Raw genomic sequence first — 15718 nt, forward strand, 5'->3', positions numbered from 1 at the left:
GCGACGACGCCGAGGTTGAACAGGAATGCCGCGAGCGAATGCAGCGTCACCAGCCGGCGAAAACCGGGCGTGGTGACTGCTGTGTCGCTGGTCTGGAAGGTCATGCCCAGCGTGAACGCGAAATACAGAAAATCCCCGTAGTCGGGCGCGTGTTGCCCACTGAACGTCAGTCCGCCCTCAGGGTCGCTGCCGTAATATAGGTGGGCGTAATGCAAGGCATAGACGCTGTTGGAAAACAGCCACGCCATCGTCAGCGTGCCGAGGATCAGCAGCCTGCCGGGAACCGTGTGAGAAGTCGGCAGCAGATCGAGCAGCGCTGAAAGGATCGTCATCACCACCACGAACGTCAGGATCAGCAGCACCACCCGGTTGGCGTCATTGTCGGCGGCGTGTCGGCGGATCTCGTCGGTGTCGCGGATGCCCAGCAACGATATGGCAAGCAGCAGGAACAGCAGCGCCGCTAGATCGAAGCCCAGAATGAAGGCATGTGTCGGCTGCATTCCAGAAGCCCAGCATACCCCCGTCGCCAGAAACAGCGCAGCCAGAAACGCAAGGAAGCGCGGCGGCGCAACGCGCTGGCCAAGAAATCTGGTGAGACGGTTTCCCATCACCCTATTTCAGGCTGGCGATACGAAACTGTCGAGCACCATTTTCAGGCCGGCCTCGTCGAACGAGATTTCCAGCTTGTTGCCGTCCTTGCGCTTTACGGTGCCAGTTCCGAACTTCTGGTGGAACACCCGATCGCCCGCGCCAATGTCGGTGCGCGCGCTGCCGCCGATCCGGCCACCGGCTGCGCGTTTCATGGACGGCGCAGCGGCCGGGCGTGAAGCTGTTGCCCGGTTCAGGCCACCCGATGGTCGCGCTATCGCCAGATGCGCGAACGGATCGGGCCGTTCCGCACTTCCGGCGTCGGCCCACGGGGTGTTGCGTGTTGCGATCGATGAATCGCGCTCGACATGCGGTTCGGGCAGTTCATCGAGGAAACGGCTGGGCAGGGCATTCATCCGCTGGCCATAGACCCGCCGACTGCCGGCATGCAGGATGTGCGCGCACCGCTTCGCGCGCGTGATGCCGACATAGGCCAGCCTGCGTTCCTCCTCTAGAGCGGCGACACCGCCTTCATCGAGTGCGCGCTGGCTGGGAAACAAGCCTTCTTCCCAGCCGGGAAGGAACACATGGTCGAACTCCAGACCCTTGGCCGCATGCAGCGTCATCAGCGTCACCTTGGCGACAGTCCCGGCGCGATCGTTGTCCATCACCAGCGCCACATGTTCGAGGAAGCTTTGCAGGTCGGTATGGCCTTCCATCGCCCTGACGAGTTCGGCCAGATTTTCCAGCCGGCCGGCAGCTTCGGGGCTGCGATCGGCTTCCAGCATGGTGATGTAACCCGATTCTTCCAGAATCCGCTGTGCCAGCGCCCCCTGATCGAGGTTGTGCATGTCGGCACGCCACCGCGCGAACGACGCCATCAGTTCGCCAAGCGACCTGCGCGCGGCAGGGGTAAGATCGCCCGCATCGACGACGCCCTGTGCAGCGGCGGGCAGCGATATGCCGCTTGTCCGCGCGTGCGCTGCAAGCTGCGCCAGCGCCTTGTCGCCAAGGCCGCGCTTGGGCACGTTCACGATCCGCTCGAAGGCAAGGGAATCGTCCGGCTGTGCGACCAGCCTGAGATAGGCCAGCGCGTCGCGGATTTCGGCGCGTTCATAGAAGCGGAAGCCGCCGACGATGCGATAGGGCAGGCCGATCGCGATGAAACGGTCTTCGAACTCGCGGGTCTGGAAACCTGCGCGCACCAGAATGGCGATTTCCGATGGCTCGACGCCTTCGCGCAGCAGCCTGCCGATCCGTTCGCCGGTGATCCGGGCCTCCTCGGCTCCGTCCCAGACCGAAGTTACCTTGACCTTTTCCCCGTTGTTCAGGCTGGTCCACAGGGTCTTGCCCATCCGGCCGTTGTTGTGGGCGATCAGATGGCTGGCGGCCGCCAGCACATGCGGTGTCGAGCGGTAATTCTGTTCCAGTCGGATCACGCGTGCGCCCGGAAAGTCCTTCTCGAACCGCAGGATATTGGCGACTTCGGCGCCGCGCCAACTATAGATCGACTGGTCGTCATCGCCGACGCAGCAGACATTGCCCTGGCCACCATGTGCGGTGGCGCAAAGCAGCGTCAGCCAGCGATACTGGGCGGCGTTGGTGTCCTGATATTCGTCGACGAGGACCTGACGGAACCGCCGCTGCCATTCGGCCAGCACGTCGGGATACCGTTCGAACAGGGTGATCATGTGCAGCAGCAGATCACCGAAGTCGGTTGCGTTCAGGGTAAGCAGTGCCTGCTGATAGCGCGCATATAATTCGGCGCCGCGCCCGTCGGCGAAGGCAAATGATTCGCCTTTCGACACCTTGTCAGGTGTTTCAGCGCGATTCTTCCATCGATTTATCAGCGAGCCAAGCTGCCGCGCGGGCCAGCGTTTTTCGTCGATCCCGGCTTCGACGATCAGGCGTTTCAGCAACCGCTGCACATCGTCCGGGTCGAGGATGGTGAAGTTCTGCCCAAGCCCCGCCAGCCCGGCATGGCGGCGCAGCATCTTCGATGCGATCGAGTGGAAGGTGCCGACAAAGGGCATCCCCTCGGCCGCAGGTCCGACCATCGCACCAAGGCGATGTCGCATTTCGGCGGCGGCCTTGTTGGTGAAGGTGACGGCAAGGATTTCCGACGGCCATGCGCGCCGTTCAGCCAGTATCTGCGCAAGCCGTGCCGTCAGCGCACGGGTTTTCCCAGTGCCGGCGCCAGCCAGCACCAGAACCGGTCCGTCGAGCGTTGTCGCAGCCTCGGTCTGCGGTGGGTTGAGGCCAGCGAGCCACGGAGAATCCGGAGAGTGAGAAGCATTCATTTGCAAGAACAGATAGCGAACTTATGCGGCAGGGCGCAACAGGTGAAGCATGGCCTTGCCGACCTTGCGCTGTGCATCCGTCGTGAAACCCGGCAGCTCGGGCGTTTCGGCATGTCCGGTCTCGAGCGCAATCCATGCATGAGGGGCGATCCACCCGGCATCGGTTGCAGCCAGCAGGGCGGGCGCTGCCAGCCCTTCGCCGTAGGGCGGATCCAGAAACACCAGATCGGCGGGCGCTGGCGCTGGCGGCAGGCGGCGGGCATCGTGTGCGATCAGCCTGGCATTGGCGGCCAGGGCCTTGATATTGGCCTCGATCGCCTGCCGGGCGGGGGCGGCGCTTTCCGCCAGAAACGCCTGTTCCGCACCGCGCGACAGGGCTTCGAACGACAGCGCCCCGGAACCTGCAAACAGATCGAGGATGGTCAGCGCCTCGAAGCTGCCGAGCCTGCTGGCCAGCATCGAAAACAGCGTTTCGCGTGCCCGGTCGGCGGTCGGGCGGGTGGATGCACCGACAGGCGTCGCGATCATGCGCGAGCGCCATTGGCCTGCAATGATGCGCATGTCAGGCGCCGGTGCGCGGGCGCGGGCGTGAGCGGGCGAGGCCGCGTTTCAGAGTGGCGACCTGCGGGCCGGGCACTTCCTCGGTTCCGCGCACCGGAAGATCGCCAAGCGTGAACGGGCCATAGGCGGTGCGGATCAGCCGCGACACCTTCAGACCCATCGCCTCGCAGAGCTTGCGGACCTCGCGGTTCTTGCCTTCGGTCAGCGTCATGGTCAGCCAGATATTGGCGCCGTCTGCGCGCGCGCGCCTGTCGACCGACGCATCGACCGGGCCATAACGCACCCCCTCCAGCGTGACGCCCATCGCCAGCGCCTCGAGGTCTTGCTGGCGGACTTCGCCCAGCGCCCGCACGCGATAGGTGCGTGGCACTTCGCTGGAGGGAAGTTCAAGCGCGCGCTTCAGTTCGCCGTCGTTGGTAAGCAGCAGCAGCCCCTCGGTGTTGAGGTCGAGGCGGCCGACAGGCACGAGGCGGGGCAGGGTGGCCGGCAGCACATCGTAAATGGTGGGGCGGCCCGATGGGTCGCGCGCCGCCGTCAGCACGCCAGCCGGCTTGTGGAACAGGAAAACGCGCGAAGCCTCGGCCTCGGCGACGGGACGGCCATCTACCGTGACGCCCTGCAGCGACGTCAGGATGGTGGCGGGCGTATCGAGGGGCTTGCCATCGATCGCGACACGGCCTTCGGCGATCATGCGTTCGATGTCTCGCCGTGAACCGGCACCGGCACGCGCCAGCAGTTTGGCGATGCGTTCACCGCTGCCCTTGGGCTTGGGCGCTGCCAAAGCGCGCGCCGCGCGCGGCTGTGCGCCGGCGGCCGGGCGTCCGCGCCGATCGTCGTGCGGGCGCCTGCTGCGGGGGCTGCCGTCATGGCCAGTGGCGCCCGGCGGTCGCGAAGGGCCGGTGGCGCCCGGCGGGCGCGGGCGGCGCGGCGGGCGGCGCTCAGCCATGGACCGGAACGCCGATCTCGGACTTCGAGGTCCGGATCGTGAGCGAGGTCTTGACGCTGGCGACATTGCCCGCGCTGGTCAGCTTGTCGGTAAGGAAGGCCTGAAAGCTGGGCAGGTCGCGTGCGACGAGCTTCAGCAGGAAATCGATCTCGCCGTTCAGCATGTGGCATTCCCGCACTTCGGGCAGGTCGGCGACATAGGCTTCGAAGGCGCGCAAATCGGATTCGGCCTGGCTTTTCAGGCTGACCATGGCGAACACCATGATCTGCCAGCCAAGTTCACCGGCCGACAGGTCAGCGTGATAGCCGCGGATGGTGCCCGCATCCTCAAGCGCGCGGACGCGGCGCAGGCAGGGCGGCGCTGTCAGCCCGACTTTTGCCGCAAGGTCGACGTTGGTCATCCGACCGTCGGCCTGAAGGTGTGAAAGTATCTCCAGATCGATCTGGTCGAGGTGATGGGTACGCGTCATGTGAACAGAAATACTCCGGATCGATGCAAACTGCATTATGAAATTTCACCGGCACGCAAGGCTGTTGCGACGGATGGCGAGGCCGCCCCTTTGGCAGGGGTTTCCTGAATGCTTGCTTGTGCCAACGGGGCCGCCTAATCCAATCGGGAAAGGAATGTCCATGGGTGACGTGAGGCGGACAAAGCTGCTGATCATCGGTTCGGGGCCTGCCGGCTATACAGCGGCGGTCTATGGTGCGCGGGCGATGCTCGATCCGATCATTGTCGAGGGGATTCAACCGGGGGGCCAGCTAACCATCACGACCGACGTCGAGAACTGGCCCGGCGAAACCGCGATCATGGGGCCGGACCTGATGGCGAAAATGCGTGCGCAGGCCGAGCATGTCGGCACCGAGATCATCTCGGACATCATTGCATCCGTGGATTTCTCCAAGCGGCCATTCGTCGCAGTCGGCGATGGCGGAACCGTGTTTCACGCCGATACCGTGGTGATCGCAACCGGCGCCAGCGCGCGCTGGCTGGGCCTTCGCAACGAGGAGCGGCTTCGCGGCCGGGGCGTATCCGCCTGCGCCACCTGTGACGGATTCTTCTTTCGTGGCAAGCATGTGGCAGTGATCGGCGGCGGCAATTCGGCTGTCGAGGAAGCGATGTTCCTCACCAATTTCGCCTCCCGCGTGACGCTGGTGCATCGCCGGGGCGAACTGCGCGCCGACCGCACCAACCAGGCAAGGCTGCTGGCAAACCCCAAGGTCGACGTGATCTGGCACGCGACCGTGACCGACGTGCATGGCGATCTGGGCGTCGATGCGATCGAGCTGACGGACACGCGCACCGGCGAAGCCAGCAAGCTGGCGGTCGATGGATTGTTCGTCGCCATCGGCCATGATCCGGCGACGGCGATCTTTCGCGGACAACTGGACATGGACGAAGAAGGCTATGTGCTGGTGGAACCCGGCACGCCGCGAACCAGCGTTCCGGGCGTATTCGCGGCGGGCGACGTGACCGATCGGCACTACCGGCAGGCCGTGACGGCGGCCGGCATGGGTTGCATGGCCGCTTTGGACGCCGAACGTTTCCTTGCCCACGAGGGCGCAGCCGTGCCCGAAGAAGCGGTCGTCTGAAATGATGCCGATCGACTGGGACAAGCTCAGACTGTTTCACGCAGTCGCGTCGGCCGGAAGCTTCACCGAGGGCGCGCGGCGCCTGCGGCTGTCGCAACCGGCCTTGTCCCGGCAGGTCATCGCGCTTGAGGAATCGCTTGGCGCCAAGCTTTTTCACCGGCACGCGCGCGGCCTTGCGCTGACGAACGAAGGGGAACAGCTCCGCGCGACGACCATGCGCATGGCCGACGAGATCGAGCGCACCAAAAGCTCGATCGAGGCGACCCGCAACCGGCCGACCGGCGAAATCAAGCTGACGACGACGGTAAGTTTCGGGTCTTCGTGGCTTGCGGTGCAGTTGAAGGACTTCCTTGATCTCTATCCCGATATCCGGGTCAGCCTCGTGCTCTCGGACGGAGAGCGGGATCTTGCGCGGCACGAAGCCGATTGCGCGATCCGCTTCCACAAGCCGCACCAGGCGGACCTGATCCAGCGTCCGCTGGCGCAGATCCGGCACCGGCTGTGTGCGTCGCATGCCTATCTGGAGGAGCACGGTGAGCCTGAAACGCTGGCCGAGCTTCAGGGCCACCGGATGATCGCCTACGGGCCGGAAGCGCCTGCCTATCTGCGCGACGTGAACTGGGCGCTGGAGCTTGGGCAGGACGGGTCGGCACGGGCGCCTGCGCTTTCGATCAATAACAGTTTCGGCGTGTTGCAGGCGGTCGAGGCGGGGATCGGCATCGCTGCCTTGCCAAGCTACCTCATTCACATGTCTGGCCGGGTGAAGGTGCTGCTGCCGGAACTGCGTGGCGCCGCCTTCCAGACCTACTTCGTCTACGCCTCGGAACTGCGCGGCTCTGTCCGGGTGGCGGCGCTTCGGGATTTCCTGATCGAGCGCATGACACCGGTCAATCTGGGCGAAACGTCGAACTGAATCCCGATTCACGTTTCGAGCCATGCTGTCCGTGCATGGCTGCCCACTTATCTTCGCACTTGCACAAACTTTGGGCCACATCTACATAGAACTCGTTGCTGCAATGCAGCGCAGCCGGGCCACCTCACTCCTCCCCGAGGTCCCCGGTCAGGTCGACCACCACTCTCCCTCCCTCCCTCGGAGGTCGACCGGAAAATCTGGGCCTGGTGTTGAGCTTGCTCCGCCAGGCCCTTTTTCTTGTCTGCAGGATTTCCCGGCGCAGACGGCGAAACGCTGGCTTCAGTCCGGCTAGCGGCCGACGTTTTCGCTGGCCGGGCCGGGTGCGGGCGGTTCGTCGGCAATCGGCGTCGCCGCCTGGCCGCGATCGAGGCCGACGAGCCGTCGGAAACGGAAAAACGCCAGCATGATGATGAACTTCGAAAGGCCGGCCGCGATCCGCAAAAGCACACCCCAGCTTGCGCGCTGCACCAGGAAGGTTCCCGTCTCGGGCTTGGCTGCGGTTTCCAGAATGGCCTTCCAGTCGTCGAACTCCACCTCGATTTCATAGGCCCATGGGGCAGGGGAATCGACGACGCCGCTCAGTTCCAGAAAGTTCGGCTTGCGGGTCAGCTTCGATTTCTCGAGGTCGATGACCAGTTCGCGGCGTCCCAGCCCCTCAGACCAGTAGCGCATCGTCGCCTCCGTCTGTCGGCACACGAAAGATTTTGTGCTTCACGATAAGCCACAACAGCCGGGGTAGCTGGACCAGCAGCCCGCCTGCAAGCGGCAGCAGCAGACCGCCGTGCTGGGCCAGAAACCGCGCGGTCTCGGGCTGGCGCATATGGGTCAGGAAGTCGGCCATGTCTTTTGGCGAAAGCCGGATCGCGTAGCGCCAACTGACGGATTCGATCACGCCTTTCATCAACACATGTTCGGGCTCCACCGACATCTCGGTCGACGCCAGTTCGACGAGGAGGCGCTGCTTGCCCAGCCCCTTTGACCAGACGATCACAGCAGGAATCCTTTCTTGCGGGCGTCGGTGACGCTGGCCGGTTCGGCCCACCATCGCGCAAGGCCCAGATCCTCGACCACGCATCCAGCGACGTTATAGCCCCCGCCGAAGGTGATCATGCCGCCGGGGAAGGTGCTGGCGCCGCAGACATAGAGGTTTGGGATCGGCGTGCGGTTGGCCGAACATTGCACGTTCGGGCGTGAATAGCCCATCTGCGTCATCACATAGGCGCCGTGCTTGAACGATCCGCGCTGCATCTGCGGGATCTTCTGTTCGATGCTGACGGGCGTATAGTCGTGGCGCCGGATGATGTGCGCTTCATCGAATCCTTCGCAAAGCGAGGCGATTTTTGCGATAAGTCTGTCGCCGTAGTCCTTGGCGATTGCCTGCCATGGGCCATCGCTTGTTTCATAAGGGGCGCAGGCTTCGATGCGGCAGACGGCGCTGTCAGGGTCGATCTCGATCGGGGCCTGCGCCGGGTCGATGTCGGTCGTCAGGGTGAAATGGCCCACATCTTCCAGTGGCGCGCCGGCCATGACATTGCGGATGTGACGCACGACATCGTCGGGCGTTTCCACGCCGAACACGTTGATGAAGGCGCTTTTCTGGTCGCTGCCACTGAACGCCTTCAATTGTGGCCGGTGCCGCAGCCCCAGATGGCACAGAAACAGCGAGCTTTGCTCCCACTCCCAGTTGCGTGCGGTCGTCAGGCACATTCGGGAATGCCGCAGCACGTCCTCCTCGTCGAGGAAGCGGCCGAAGGTGGTTACCGGGTCCGTCGAGGTGACGACGGCGCGCGCACGGATTTCCTGGCACGGCCCGTCGGTTCCCGTCGGCGCGACCACGACCCCGCAGACCGCGCCATCCTCGACCAGCAGGCGTTTCACCTCGTGGCTTTCGAGCACGCTCATGCCTGCAATGACGCCCGCTTTCTGCAGGGTCGACGACAGGCGGTGCGAGCCGCCTTTCACCAGCGTCGCGTTCAGCAGCCGGTTGAAATAGAGCGGCACCAGATAGCTGGAGTTGGTTTCCTCGGGGTCAATGCCCCACATGCAGATCACATAAAGCAGCAGCGCGCCGAGGCCCGGCGTCTCGAAACCCCACCCTTCGCAGATTTCGGCGGGTGTCAGCTCCGAGATATGCAGGATGCGCTGGCCGAGTTCGCTTTCCATGTAGGTTCCGGCAAGTTCGGCTGAACCAACCGGCTTCCCATAGGTCGATGGGATCAGATATTCTTCGGCGATCTGCTTGTAATCCAGATAGATTTCCCGATACCGCGCAGCATCGTGGGCGGAATGGCGGCTGATTTCGGCAACCGTGCGCTCAAGGTCGGCATAAAGGACGATCGCCGTGCCGTCTTCGCGCAGCAGTGCGGCCGACGCCTCGGGGCGGACATAGACGCAGCCGTCTTCCAGCAGGCCGAGATCCTTGAAGGGCGGGGCGACATCCAGCATCATCATGTAGTTCGCGTGCATGTTGAACCGGAACCCCGAGAATTCCTCGGTGATCAGCGCGCCGCCGGTTTCATGGCGCCGCTCGACGACCAGCACCCGCGCGCCTGCGCGCGACAGATAGGCGCCGGCCGTCAGTCCGTTATGGCCGCCGCCGATCACGACGACATCATATTCAGCGGTGTTCGCCATCGGCCTTTCCTCCCAAAGGGGTGTCGCGGTTTGCCTGCCTCTCAGTCGACGGTGAAGCGCTGCGTTCCGCCCTGACGGCGGATCAGTTCGCTGGCGCCTTCGAACGCCTTGCCTTTCCACCAGCCGGGCTTTTGCTGCCCCAGTACATCCATGACTTCGCCCGCAGCGACATAACCGGCGGCAAGCGTGGTGTAGTTGCCCACACCATAGGACTGGCAGATGAAGAAACGGTCGATCGGCGTCGACGGGGCGCCGCAGCCGGAAAACGGCTTCCAGCTCCACATCTGCCCTTCGTTCACGGAACCACTGGGGTGCATGTTGCCGCCGCAATGCGGGTTGCGGCGCATGTAATCGTGCGGGGTGTTGGCATAGCGCGCGATTTTGGCGGTGCGCAGGTTCGGCAGATACTGCACCAGCACGTCCTCTACCTTGTCGGCATAGGATTCGCGCATGTCGTCCCACTTGTCCGGCCCGCCCAGCGGGCGGATTTCGTAGGGAACCATCGCCCAGGTCAGGATGGTGTACTGGCCGGGCGGGGCCTGTGTCGGGTCGGCGATGCAATAGTTGAAACACCCACCCCAGACGACCGGCGGGTCGGCCGGGATGCCGGAGATCATGCAACTGTCGATCAGGCGCGATGCGTCGGCCATGGATTCGGCGCCGAAGTTGAAAACGAAGGTGTCGTTCACTTCCGGGAAGCGTTTCGATGCGGCGAAATCCGGCCGTTCGTTCATGACGTAATAGTTGGTGAACAACGACGAGCCGCGATAATCGAACCGCGTGATGGCCGCCTGCGCCGAAGCGGGCAGGTGTTCCTTGCCGATCAGCCCAAGGAACGTCGGCTTGGCGCTCAGGTCGCTGATGATGGCTTTCGATGCTTTGAAGACCGCCTCAGGGTAAGATGCCAGTTTCGACAGCGCGACGCCTTTGGCTTCGTTCCCCTCGATCAGAACCTTTTCGACCGGGCAGTTGTAATAGATCTTGCCGCCATGGTGCACGAAGCAGCGCACCAGCGAATGAACGAGATCGTGGCTGCCGCCGCGCGCGGTATAGCCTCCCTCGACGGTGAAGCTGACGAGGAAGTTCAGGATGGCGATCGGGCCGACGATGCGGCTGGAAATCACATCCAGCCCGGAAGTCGCGGGCAGGCTGAGCATGCCTAGCTTGATCTGTTCGTTTTCGAACAGGCACTCGATCAATTCCACGCCGGTCATCCACAGCCAGTCTTTCGGCAGCACCGGGATGTCGCTGTTCTTTTCGACGAAATCGAGAAATCCCTCGTCGGTGGGTTTGTGCATGAACGATATATGCGCATAATCGGGCATCATGCGGCCGAAGTAGTTGATGATCTTGCGGTAGGTTTCGGCGTCCTTCGGCGAAATGCGCTGCCATGCCTCATAGGTTTCGCGCGCGTCGCGGCCCGACAGCAGCACCGCATTCCCATCCAGAAACGGGTGGAAATAGGCATGTTTGGCACCCGGCGCACGAAGCAGTTCCAGCCCGAACCGTTCCAGTTCCAGATCGACATAGGCAGGGCCATAGTGCGGCATCAGCAGCGAGGCGTGCATGTTCACCTTGACGCCGGGGTGCAGCACTTCCTCGGTCGAGCAGAAGGTGCCGGATTCGTCGCGGCGTTCGAACAGGGCAACAGCCAAACCGGACTTTTGCAGATATGCAGCAGTCGTCAGACCGTTCACGCCACCACCAACGACAATCACGTCATAGTCGGTCTTCAGTGTTGACATTAGTGAAACCCCTCCCCAGACCAGCAGTTCTTCTGCTGCATCTTGCCTAAAGGTCGCCAACAGATGGATGGTATCGCAGCCAAGGCAGCCGTCAATTGGGGTGGATGCGGCATATCGTCGCTCATATTTGCTATCTTTTTCATCAGGTAACCGGCGGTATTTCTGCCATTTCATCCTGTGCTGGCGGCAAAGCACTTGGCAACTCCGGCTGGCATCGCGCATGAGTTGCCCGAGTGGAGGCAGCCTGATCCGCAGCCGGCCGAGAGGGAAATATCGATGACGACGGTTCCGCCGACTTTTGGGGAAGCGCTAAGCTTCCATGCGTCTGAACGCCCGGATGCAGTTGCCCTGCGTTTTGCCGACCGGGTGACGACCTACCGGGAGTTCGACGCCCATGCCAACCAGGTTGCCAACGCGCTGCCGGGGCTTGGCCTGAACAAGGGCGATCGTGTCGCGTATCTGGGCAAGAACAGCGATTACGCGATCGAACTGGCGCTGGGGGCTGCGCGCGCCGGTGTTGTGTTCGTGCCGATCATCTGGCGCCTTGCCGCGCCGGAAGTGGCGCATATCCTGCGCGACAGCGGCGCCACTGTCCTGTTCGTCGAGCCTGCCTTTGCCGGTGTTGCCGATGTGCTGGCAGGGCAGGGTGTGCAGGTGGTGCCTATCGGAGACGGCGCAACCGGCGCTGATACCTTCACCAGCCTGCGCGACGCCGCATCGTCAGCACCGCCCACCACCACCGTGACCGAGGACGACACGGTTCTGCAGTTATATACGTCGGGCACCACCGGCCAGCCGAAAGGCGTGATGCTGAGCCACGCCAACGGCATCCGGCAGCGTGCCAACATCATCGCGGCCGGCGTCTCGTGGCTGCACAGCGACCCCGGCGACACCACGATCATCGCCATGCCCTACGGGCATATCGGCGGCGTGGGCGTGGTGCTTGGCGCGATCAACGCCGGGCAGGAACTGATCGTGCACGCCGAATATGATCCGGCCGCGCTGATCGACGCGATTGCGGCGCATCGGGTGCGCCGGCTGTTTCTGGTGCCAGCCGCGATCGGCATGTTGCTGCAACATCCAAAAGCCGCAGATGCTGATTTTTCATCCATCGAAACAATGTCATATGGCGCAAGCCCGATTCCGCTGCCGTTGCTCAGGGCGGCCGTCGCGCGGTTCGGGTGCAGCTTCGTGCAGGTCTATGGCATGACGGAAACTTGGGGCGGTGTCGTTGCGCTGCCGCCCGAGGACCATCTGCCCGGCCGTGAACACAAGATGACGGCGGCGGGCAAGGCCCTGCCGGGGGTAGAGCTGAAGATACTGGATCAACAGGGCAATGTGGTGGCGCCGGGCGTCATCGGCGAGGTGGCGATCCGCAGCCCGAACAACAGCCGTGGCTACTGGAACCGCCCTGATGAAACCGCGAAAACGCTGATCGGCGATGGATGGCTTCGCACCGGAGACGCGGGCCTGATCGACGACGAGGGCTATCTGTTCATCCAGGACCGCATCAAGGACATGATCATCACCGGAGCGGAAAACGTCTATCCGGCGGAAGTCGAAAGCGCAGTGTTCGCCCACCCGGCGGTTGCCGATGTGGCGGTTATCGGTGTGCCCGACCAGAAATGGGGCGAAGCGGTGAAGGCCATCGTCGTGCTGAAGCCCGGAATGGCCGCCAACCCCGACGAGATCATCGACCACACCCGCACGCTGATCGCCGGGTTCAAATGCCCGAAAACGGTCGATTTCGTGGCCCAGCTACCGCGCAATCCTGCGGGCAAGATCCTGCGCCGCGAACTGCGCGAACCATTCTGGGCCGGGCAGGCGCGCAGGGTGAACTGAGGCATCGGCTGCGCGGATCGGCCCACGCGCCGATTTCAGGCTGCATACCGCCCGTCGGCCAGCGCGGCGGTGGTTTCACCAAGGTCGAGAGCCGGGGAAATGGGGGCCAGATAGAAGGGGGGGCCTGAAATGCGGGGCGGAGCCGTCGTATTTACCACCCAGCCTCAGCCTTCGGCGACGATGCCGCTGGTCCAGTCGTCGTGCTGGTGGATTATGGTGACAAGGTCGCATTCTGGCGCCGCAACCGGGTTGCAGCAGGATGTTGGTGGGCCCGGCAGGACTCGAACCCGCAACCAAGCCGTTATGAGCGGCCAGCTCTGACCAATTGAGCTACAGGCCCCACCTGTGGGCCAAGGGCGATAGCCTGTGCCGGCCTGCTTGAAAAGCGCCGGCTACGGCGTTTGATGCGCAACTGCATCCATTGTCGGGAAAGTTGACAAATATCAGGTCAGGGCAGGCCTTCCGCCGAGGAGGGGGTGGCTGGCCCGAAAATTGCAAGTTACTTGGTGCAGGCCATTCGTGACCTGCAATACTGGAATGGAAGGAGTCGGACATGTTCAAGCCGCTTCTGACAACGGCTGCCGTTCTGCTGGCGATTCCGGCATCTGCTGCATCTTTCATGACTGCCGCCGGCGCGCCCGATCCGGGCCCCGCCATGTGGGAGACACTGGTGGTCACGTTCGATGCCCCCGATGCACCCGGATACAGTTGGACAGGGGCCATCAGCACCGCGACAGGAAGCAGCGGCGCTGCGGCAGCACCAGCGGGCGACCTGACCGAATATGGCTATGTGTCGTCGGCGCTCACCCCGAACTGGGCTGAGCTGGCAACACCCAACCTCAAGTCGATCAGTTTCTACTGGGGCTCGATCGACACCTACAACAGCATCGATGTGCTGGGGGCCGGTGGCGCGACGATCCTGAGCCTGACCGGTGCGACGCCCGGCGTCGGCGTGCCGCCGATCGACGGGGATCAGGCAGCAAGCCGCACGAACCGCCGCATCTTCATCAAGGCGGGCGCTGGCGAAGTCATCACCGGGCTGCGCTTTACTTCGACCGGTGTTGCGTTCGAGTTCGACGACATCGCGGCTGCGGTGCCGGAACCAGCAAGCTGGGTGATGCTGATTACAGGCTTCGGGCTGGTGGGCGTGGCGGCCCGGCGGCGCCGGAAGTCGGCCGCTGTCACGGGCTGAGCAGGTTCTGATTCAGATTCATGTATCGATAAGAATACACTGAATCTGAAACATAAATATTAAACGGCTGCTTTGGTCGGTGGCAGGCCAAAGCAGCCCGGCGGTAGCTATGCCTCAGGCGTTCGCGGCAAGCTTCAGAACGCGCTCCACCCAGCCTGCGGCCAGGGCGGGGGCAAGGGCCAGGTGCCGCAGTTCGGCGGCGTCGACCGGGGTGCGATAGGTTTCAACGGTCGTGCGGGCGACAGTCCAGCGCGTGTCGGTGCTTGCCTCCACGATGATTTCGCCGGGTTCGATGAAGCCTTCTTCCAGCACCCGCAGATACCAGCCGGTCCGCCTTGTCTGCACCATGGCTTTCAGCATGGCAGGATCGTTGAACCAGTGCGCAACCGTCGCGCAGGGGCGGCGCGGCTGGCATATTTCCAGCAGCGCATCGCCGACGCGCCAGCGATCGCCGATGCAGACGCTTTCCTCGGACAGCCCTTTGATTAGCAGGTTTTCGCCGAAGGCGCCTGCTGTGAATTGCGCCGCATGTTGCGGGTGATCGGCGATCCACAGCGGATAGTTGCCGACAGACCAGGCAAGCACGGCCTTGTCGGGGCCGCCATGCGCCTGCTTGTTGGCCACTTCGTCGTCGTCCAGCCCGCCGAAAGAAAGCCAGACGCGGCCATCGCGCGGTTGCTTGCCATAGCTGGTCAGCTTGCCGCGAATTTCCTGCGGGCGGCTCGTACGGATCTGCAACAGTTGCGGCATGTGCGGCCTTTTCAGCGGGCCATCAGTTGCGGCAGAAAATCCTCGAACGCCGAGCGGAGCGCCGACAGTGGCCGTGCGCCAATGCCCGCAACCGCCAGCGCATCGCCGCCGACGGTGCCCAGCCGGGCCATCGGCACCGGGGCTGCGGGAAGTGTGGTTCCCGGCGCGCAGGTCAGGATATAGCAGCCCTGATCCTCGCCGTAGGCCCATGCTGCGGCCGGAAGGGCAGGGTCTGCCGAGACGCTGGCGCCAAGCCCGCCCGCCAGTGCCATTTCGGCCAGCGCAACCAGCAACCCGCCATCCGACAGGTCGTGCACGGCAGTCAGCCGGCCGGCCAGAATATTTGCGCGCACCCAATCACCGGCGGCGCGTTCCGCCACCAGGTCGACCGGCGGGGGAGGGCCTTCTTCGCGACCGTGCAGATCGCGAAGCCAGATCGACTGGCCCAGATGCCCGGTCCTCGTGCCAAGCAGCCAGATCTCGTCGCCCTCGGCCTTGAAGGCCGATGTGGCGGCGGCTTCCCAATCGGCAATCACGCCAACGCCGCCGATGCCGGGGGTAGGCAGGATGCCTTGCCCTTCGGTTTCATTGTAGAGGCTGACGTTTCCGGAAACGACGGGGTAGTCCAGCGCGCGGCAGGCCTCGGCCATGCCTTCGA

15 protein-coding genes and 1 tRNA gene are annotated in these 15718 nt (G+C 63.7%); 4 read left to right on the forward strand and 12 right to left on the reverse strand.

Features of this window, described 5'->3' with window-relative positions; all coding sequences use genetic code 11:
- The 5 genes from AC16JP_RS05315 to AC16JP_RS05335 form a co-directional block, all read right to left on the reverse strand.
- Nucleotides 1–608 (reverse strand): DUF1345 domain-containing protein (locus AC16JP_RS05315; RefSeq protein WP_484339565.1); only part of this gene is annotated, 608 nt, incomplete at its 3' end.
- 9 nt (nt 609–617) lie between these two features.
- Complete coding sequence (locus AC16JP_RS05320) at nt 618–2888, reverse strand: ATP-dependent helicase (protein WP_484339566.1); 2271 nt, start codon at nt 2886–2888, stop codon at nt 618–620.
- A 21-nt stretch (nt 2889–2909) separates the two neighbouring features.
- Nucleotides 2910–3449 carry a 16S rRNA (guanine(966)-N(2))-methyltransferase RsmD gene (rsmD, locus tag AC16JP_RS05325; protein ID WP_484339567.1) on the reverse strand — a complete coding sequence of 180 codons (540 nt, stop codon included), beginning with the start codon at nt 3447–3449 and terminating at the stop codon, nt 2910–2912.
- Nucleotide 3450: 1 nt separating this feature from the next.
- Nucleotides 3451–4395 carry a pseudouridine synthase gene (locus tag AC16JP_RS05330; RefSeq protein ID WP_484339568.1) on the reverse strand — a complete coding sequence of 315 codons (945 nt, stop codon included), beginning with the start codon at nt 4393–4395 and terminating at the stop codon, nt 3451–3453.
- Nucleotides 4388–4864, reverse strand: a complete 477-nt coding sequence (locus tag AC16JP_RS05335; RefSeq protein ID WP_484339569.1) for an Lrp/AsnC family transcriptional regulator — start codon at nt 4862–4864, stop codon at nt 4388–4390. Before AC16JP_RS05335 ends, AC16JP_RS05330 begins: the two co-directional genes overlap by 8 nt.
- 160 nt (nt 4865–5024) lie before the next feature.
- Here AC16JP_RS05335 and trxB point away from each other — a divergent pair, with 160 nt between their 5' ends.
- Both trxB and AC16JP_RS05345 read left to right on the forward strand, forming a co-directional pair.
- Nucleotides 5025–5984, forward strand: coding sequence for a thioredoxin-disulfide reductase (gene trxB, locus AC16JP_RS05340; RefSeq protein ID WP_484339570.1), 960 nt, complete (start codon nt 5025–5027; stop codon nt 5982–5984).
- Nucleotide 5985: 1 nt separating this feature from the next.
- Nucleotides 5986–6897 carry a LysR family transcriptional regulator gene (locus tag AC16JP_RS05345; protein WP_484339571.1) on the forward strand — a complete coding sequence of 304 codons (912 nt, stop codon included), beginning with the start codon at nt 5986–5988 and terminating at the stop codon, nt 6895–6897.
- A 288-nt stretch (nt 6898–7185) separates the two neighbouring features.
- On the opposite strand, the gene AC16JP_RS05350 is transcribed toward AC16JP_RS05345, so the two are convergent.
- The 4 genes from AC16JP_RS05350 to AC16JP_RS05365 are packed head-to-tail and all read right to left on the reverse strand — an operon-like array spanning nt 7186 to nt 11276.
- Nucleotides 7186–7569 (reverse strand): hypothetical protein, encoded by a 384-nt coding sequence (locus AC16JP_RS05350; protein WP_484339572.1) that lies wholly within the window; start codon nt 7567–7569, stop codon nt 7186–7188.
- Entirely contained in the window at nt 7553–7888 is a 336-nt protein-coding gene (locus tag AC16JP_RS05355) for a hypothetical protein (RefSeq protein WP_484339573.1), read from the reverse strand. The genes AC16JP_RS05350 and AC16JP_RS05355 overlap by 17 nt, the downstream gene beginning before the upstream one ends.
- Nucleotides 7885–9531 carry a phytoene desaturase family protein gene (locus AC16JP_RS05360; RefSeq protein WP_484339574.1) on the reverse strand — a complete coding sequence of 549 codons (1647 nt, stop codon included), beginning with the start codon at nt 9529–9531 and terminating at the stop codon, nt 7885–7887. The genes AC16JP_RS05355 and AC16JP_RS05360 overlap by 4 nt, the downstream gene beginning before the upstream one ends.
- Nucleotides 9532–9572: 41 nt before the next feature.
- Entirely contained in the window at nt 9573–11276 is a 1704-nt protein-coding gene (locus AC16JP_RS05365) for a phytoene desaturase family protein (RefSeq protein ID WP_484339575.1), read from the reverse strand.
- A 276-nt stretch (nt 11277–11552) separates the two neighbouring features.
- On the opposite strand from AC16JP_RS05365, the gene AC16JP_RS05370 reads away from it, so the two are divergent.
- Nucleotides 11553–13118 (forward strand): fatty acid--CoA ligase, encoded by a 1566-nt coding sequence (locus AC16JP_RS05370; RefSeq protein WP_484339576.1) that lies wholly within the window; start codon nt 11553–11555, stop codon nt 13116–13118.
- Nucleotides 13119–13381: 263 nt separating this feature from the next.
- Here the strand turns inward: AC16JP_RS05370 and AC16JP_RS05375 are convergent.
- Nucleotides 13382–13458: transfer RNA gene (locus AC16JP_RS05375), tRNA-Ile, on the reverse strand.
- A gap of 213 nt (nt 13459–13671) precedes the next feature.
- Between AC16JP_RS05375 and AC16JP_RS05380 the strand changes: the two genes are divergently transcribed.
- Nucleotides 13672–14310 (forward strand): PEPxxWA-CTERM sorting domain-containing protein, encoded by a 639-nt coding sequence (locus tag AC16JP_RS05380; RefSeq protein WP_484339577.1) that lies wholly within the window; start codon nt 13672–13674, stop codon nt 14308–14310.
- Between the two features lie 114 nt (nt 14311–14424).
- Here the strand turns inward: AC16JP_RS05380 and AC16JP_RS05385 are convergent, their stop codons facing one another.
- Nucleotides 14425–15060: an MOSC domain-containing protein gene (locus tag AC16JP_RS05385; protein ID WP_484339578.1), complete on the reverse strand. Its 636-nt coding sequence runs from the start codon at nt 15058–15060 to the stop codon at nt 14425–14427.
- Between the two features lie 11 nt (nt 15061–15071).
- A partial coding sequence (locus AC16JP_RS05390; RefSeq protein WP_484339579.1) for an AIR synthase-related protein occupies nt 15072–15718 on the reverse strand: 647 nt, incomplete at its 5' end.

The organism is Sandaracinobacteroides sp. (genome assembly GCF_057137845.1).